Raw genomic sequence first — 4,656 nt, forward strand, 5'->3', positions numbered from 1 at the left:
CCGCGGCGACCGCGGCGCCGACGACCGGCTCGCCCTCGGCGGTGGCGGCGCCGGTCGCTGTGCCGGAGACCCTGCGCTTCACCGCGAGGACCCTCGACGGCGCGCCCTTCGACACCGGAGCGCTGGCCGGCCGGCCGGTGGTGCTGTGGTTCTGGGCGCCGTGGTGCGCCACCTGCGCGTCCCAGGCGTGGACGGTCGCCGAGGTGGCACCGGCGTACCGGGACACCGTGCCGGTCATCGGTGTCGCCGGCCTCGGCGAGCAGCGCGCGATGAAGGACTTCGTGACCGAGTTCGAACTGGCCGGCGTTCCGCAGCTCGACGACCGGTCCGGCGCGCTGTGGCGGCGTTTCGAGATCGTCGAGCAGAGCACCTTCGTCATCATCGACCGCACCGGAAAGGTCGTGCACCAGGGGTTCCTCGACGGCGAGGACCTCACCCGCCGCCTGAAGGCCCTCGCCGCCTGACGCCGCCCCGGCCGCGCAGGAGCGTGTGCGACCCGTCTCAACGGGTAACGCTGCGTTCGCCACGCGAGGCCTGGGGAGGCTGTGATGGACACGTACCCCGCGGTGGAGGATCACGGCCTGATCGGGGACCTGCAGACGGCCGCGCTCGTGTCCCGGGACGGCACGCTCGACTGGTTCTGCGCGCCCCGTTTCGACTCGCCCAGCCTGTTCGCCGGTCTGCTCGACCGGCGACGCGGCGGACACTTCGCGATCAGCCCGCACGGGGTCGACCACGTCTGCAAGCAGCTCTACCTGCCCGGCACACCGATCCTGATCACCCGGTTCCTCAGTGCCGACGGCGTCGCCGAACTGGTCGACTTCATGCCGGTCACCGGCGAGACGGTGACCGACCGGCACACGATCGTCCGGATGCTCCGCATCGTCCGGGGCACCATGACGTTGCGGATGGACTGCCAGCCACGGTTCGACTACGGCCGGCAGACCCACACGGTGGAGTTCACCGGACAGGGCACGGTCTTCCGGGCCCCGGACCTCTGCCTCACCGTCAACCCGATCCGGCAGGCCGGACCGCTCCTCGACGAAGGCAGCTTCGTCCGCGAGGAGGGCGGCGTCCGCGTCGTCGGCACCCTGAACGAGGGGGACGTCGGGGGCGTGGTCATCCATGCCGGGCCCGCTCAGCCGCTGCGCGTTGTGCGCCCCGACGAGGTCGAGGAGCTGTTCACCGAGACCCGGGACTTCTGGCGGCGCTGGCTGGACGGCTCCCGCTACACCGGGCGGTGGCGGGAGATGGTGGAGCGCTCCGCCATGACACTCAAGCTGATGACGTACGCCCCGACCGGCGCGCTGGTCGCGGCGCCCACGGCCGGGCTGCCCGAGCGGATCGGCGGCGAACGGAACTGGGACTACCGCTACACGTGGATCCGCGACGCCTCGTTCTCGGTGCACGCCCTGCTCGGGCTGGGCTTCACCGACGAGGCGCGGCGGTACCTGGAGTGGATCAACGCCCGGGTCACGGAGGCCGAGGAGAACCACGTACCGGTGCAGGTCATGTACCGCGTGGACGGTGGCCGCGACCTCTCCGAGGAACTGCTGCCCCACCTGGAGGGCTACCGCGGGTCCGGCCCGGTCCGGGTCGGCAACGACGCCGCGACCCAGCTCCAGCTCGACATCTACGGCGAGACCATGAACTGCCTGCACCTGGCCGACTGCCACGGCCTGCGCAGCTCCCACGACCACTGGCGGAACACGATTCGCATGATGAACTGGCTCTGCGAACACTGGGACCGGCCCGAGGACGGCATCTGGGAGACCCGGGCCGGTCGCCAGGACTTCACCTACGGGCGCCTCATGTCGTGGGTGGCGTTCGACCGGGCCATCCGCCTCGCCCGGCGCCTCGGCCGCCCGGCCGACCTGTCCCGGTGGGCGACCGCCCGCGACGCCGTGTACGACCAGATCATGAGCCGGGGATTCCATCGTGGACGGGAGGCGTTCGTCCAGCACTACGACACCGACGTGCTGGACGCCTCGTTGCTGAGCATGCCGGCGGTCGGGTTCGTCACGCCGAGCGACCCGATGTGGCAGTCGACCCTGCGGGCGATGGACGCCGAACTCGTGTCGGACACCCTCGTCTACCGCTACGACCCGGCCGCGTCACCCGACGGCCTGCCCGGCGACGAGGGCACCTTCACCATGTGCACCTTCTGGTACGTGCAGGCCCTCGCCCAGTCGGGTCGCCTCGACGACGCCCGCCTGGCGTTCGAGAAGATGCTGACCTACAGCAGCCAACTCGGTCTCTACTCCGAGGAGATCGCCCCGAGCGGCGAGCAGATCGGCAACTTCCCGCAGGCGTTCAGCCACCTGTCGCTGATCAGCACCGCGACCGTCCTGAACGAGATGCTCGACGCCCGCCGGTGACGCCGCCGCCGGGGACCGGCGGCGGCGCACACTCAGCGCGGGGTGAGGAGGTCGGTTCCCAGGCGGTCGCGGAGGACCTCCGGAACCACGACCGAGCCGTCGGGCTGCTGGAACTGCTCCAGGATGGCCGGGAAGAGCCGGCTGGTGGCCAGCGCCGAGCCGTTGAGCGTGTGCACGAAGCGGGTCTGCTTGCCGCCCGGCTCGCGGTAGCGGATGGCCGCCCGGCGCGCCTGGTAGTCACCGCCCCAGGAGACCGACGAGACCTCCTTGTACTTGCCGGTGCTCGGCATCCAGACCTCGATGTCGAGGGTCTTGCGCATCGAGGCGCTGGAGTCGCCGGCCGCCAGCAGGGTGCGCTGGTAGTGCAGGCCCAGGCCCTCCACCAGGCTCTCCGCGTGGGTGACCATCTCCTCCAGCGCCGCGTCGGCCTGCTCGGGCAGCGTGAACTGGAAGATCTCCACCTTGTTGAACTGGTGACCCCGGACCGTGCCGCGTTCGTCGGAGTGCGAGCCGGCCGCCTCCCGTCGGTAGCACGGCGTGTACGCGAAGGCCTTCAGCGGCAGCTTCGCCGTCTCCAGGATCTCGTTCTGGTACGCACCGAGGATCGCCGTCTCCGAGGTCGGCAGCAGGAACTGCCCGCGCGGGGCGGACTGCCGGTCCAGGTGGTAGACGTCGTCGTAGAACTTGGGGAACTGCCCGGCGGCGAACCCGGCGGTGTCCAGCAGCAGGTGCGGCGGGAGCAGGAACTCGTAGCCGGCCCTGACGTTCTGGTCGATCAGCCAGTTGAGCAGCGCCCACTCCAGCCGGGCGCCCATGCCGGTGTACATCCAGAAGCCGGAGCCGCCGAGCTTGACGCCGCGCTCGTGGTCGACCAGCCCGAGCATCCGGCTCAGCTCGACGTGGTCGCGGAGCTTCTCGATGGCCGGGGGCTCGCCGAAGGTCCTGACGACCCGGTTGGCCTCCTTGCCGCCGGGCACCACGTCGTCGGCGGGCAGGTTGGGCAGCTCGCTCATCCGGTCCCGCAGGCGGCCCTGCACCTCGTCCAGCTCGGCCTCCAGCTCGGCGAGCTGCTTGCGGCCCGCCTCCGGGGCGGCCACCTCGGGCTCCCGGCCGGCCCGCTTGGCCTCCGCGTACGCCCGGGCCTCGGCCTTGCGGCGCTGGCGGTCGCCGTCGATCTCACTGATCAGGCTGCGCCGCTGCTGGTCGAGCTGCTGGATCTCGTCCAGCGCGCGGGTCACCTCCGCCGGGTCCAGTCGCTTGGCCAGCGCGGACGCCACCGCGTCGCGATCCTTCCGGATCAACTCCATGTCGAGCATGCTGCTCCGTACGCCTCCGTCCGGACGTCAGGTGAACCTCCCGATGCTACCGTCGCGGCCCTCGGGGCCCCGGCCCGGTGTCAGAGCCGGATCGGCATCAGCATCGAGAAGGACCTGTCGTCGTCGGCGCGGCGGACGGCCAGCGGGGTGATCGGCCCGTCCAGCTCCAGCACCAGTTGGCCGTCGCCGGCCGCGTCGAGGGCCTGGAGCAGGTACGCGCCGTTCACCCCGACCCGGAATCCGTCCGCCGGGTTGTCCACCTCGTCGGAGCCCAACAGCCGTACCCCGCCCCGCCCGTCCGGGCCGAGCACCGTCACGGCCAGGTCCGCCCCCTCGTGCCGCCGGCGGACCACCGGGGCGTCCGCGCCGGTCAGCGCCGCGCGCAGGGCCGCCACGTCGACGGTCACGCGGTGCGCCGGGCCGTCGGCCGGTGCGGTCCGCGTCAGGCGGCGCCAGTCCGGGAAGTCGTACGGCAGGACGCCGGCGGACACCGTACGCCCGGCCACGGCGACCTCGACGGTGCCGGCGGTCACGGTCAGGTGCGCCTCCGGAGTGCTCCCGGCGCCCGTGTCGAGCAGGGCGCGCGCCTCGTCGACGAGCCCGACCGGAACGAGGACCGCCACGGCCGGACCGTCGAGACGGCCGGGAGCGTGTGCCACCGCGAGCCGGTGGCGGTCGGTGGCGACCAGCCGGACACCGTCGGGGCCGGCGTCGAGGAGCACGCCGGTGAGCACCGGCAGGTCGGGGTCGGTGGCGACGGCGAAGCGGACGGCGTCCACGGCGACGGCCAGGGCGGCGCGGGACACGACGATGCGGGTGGTCACGAGTTGCTCCTCGGGATCGATGAGAGTGCGGATCCGGGAGAGCTCGCGGCGGGCGTCGGCGAGACCGTCCTCCAGCCGGCGCAGGTGCGCGTCCAGCAGGCGGTGCACGGCGGCCGGCTCGGCGCGGACCGCGGCGGC

General features: G+C 72.4%; 4 protein-coding genes. 2 read left to right on the plus strand and 2 right to left on the minus strand.

All coding sequences use genetic code 11. The annotated features are described in order from the left end of the window. On the plus strand, positions 1-464 hold a 464-nt coding region (locus AB0I76_RS22835; RefSeq protein ID WP_357038892.1), incomplete at its 5' end, for a redoxin domain-containing protein. An 84-nt stretch (positions 465-548) separates the two neighbouring features. After that, on the plus strand, positions 549-2,378 hold the full coding sequence (locus AB0I76_RS22840; protein ID WP_357038895.1) for a glycoside hydrolase family 15 protein: 1,830 nt from the start codon (positions 549-551) through the stop codon (positions 2,376-2,378). Positions 2,379-2,410: 32 nt separating this feature from the next. Here the strand turns inward: AB0I76_RS22840 and serS are convergent, their stop codons facing one another. Further along, positions 2,411-3,694, minus strand: coding sequence for a serine--tRNA ligase (gene serS, locus AB0I76_RS22845; RefSeq protein ID WP_357038898.1), 1,284 nt, complete (start codon positions 3,692-3,694; stop codon positions 2,411-2,413). 80 nt (positions 3,695-3,774) lie between these two features. Next, on the minus strand, positions 3,775-4,656 hold an 882-nt coding region (locus AB0I76_RS22850), incomplete at its 5' end, for a DNA polymerase III subunit beta (RefSeq protein ID WP_357038901.1).

Source organism: Micromonospora sp. NPDC049799, assembly GCF_040656655.1.
Lineage (GTDB): Bacteria > Actinomycetota > Actinomycetes > Mycobacteriales > Micromonosporaceae > Micromonospora.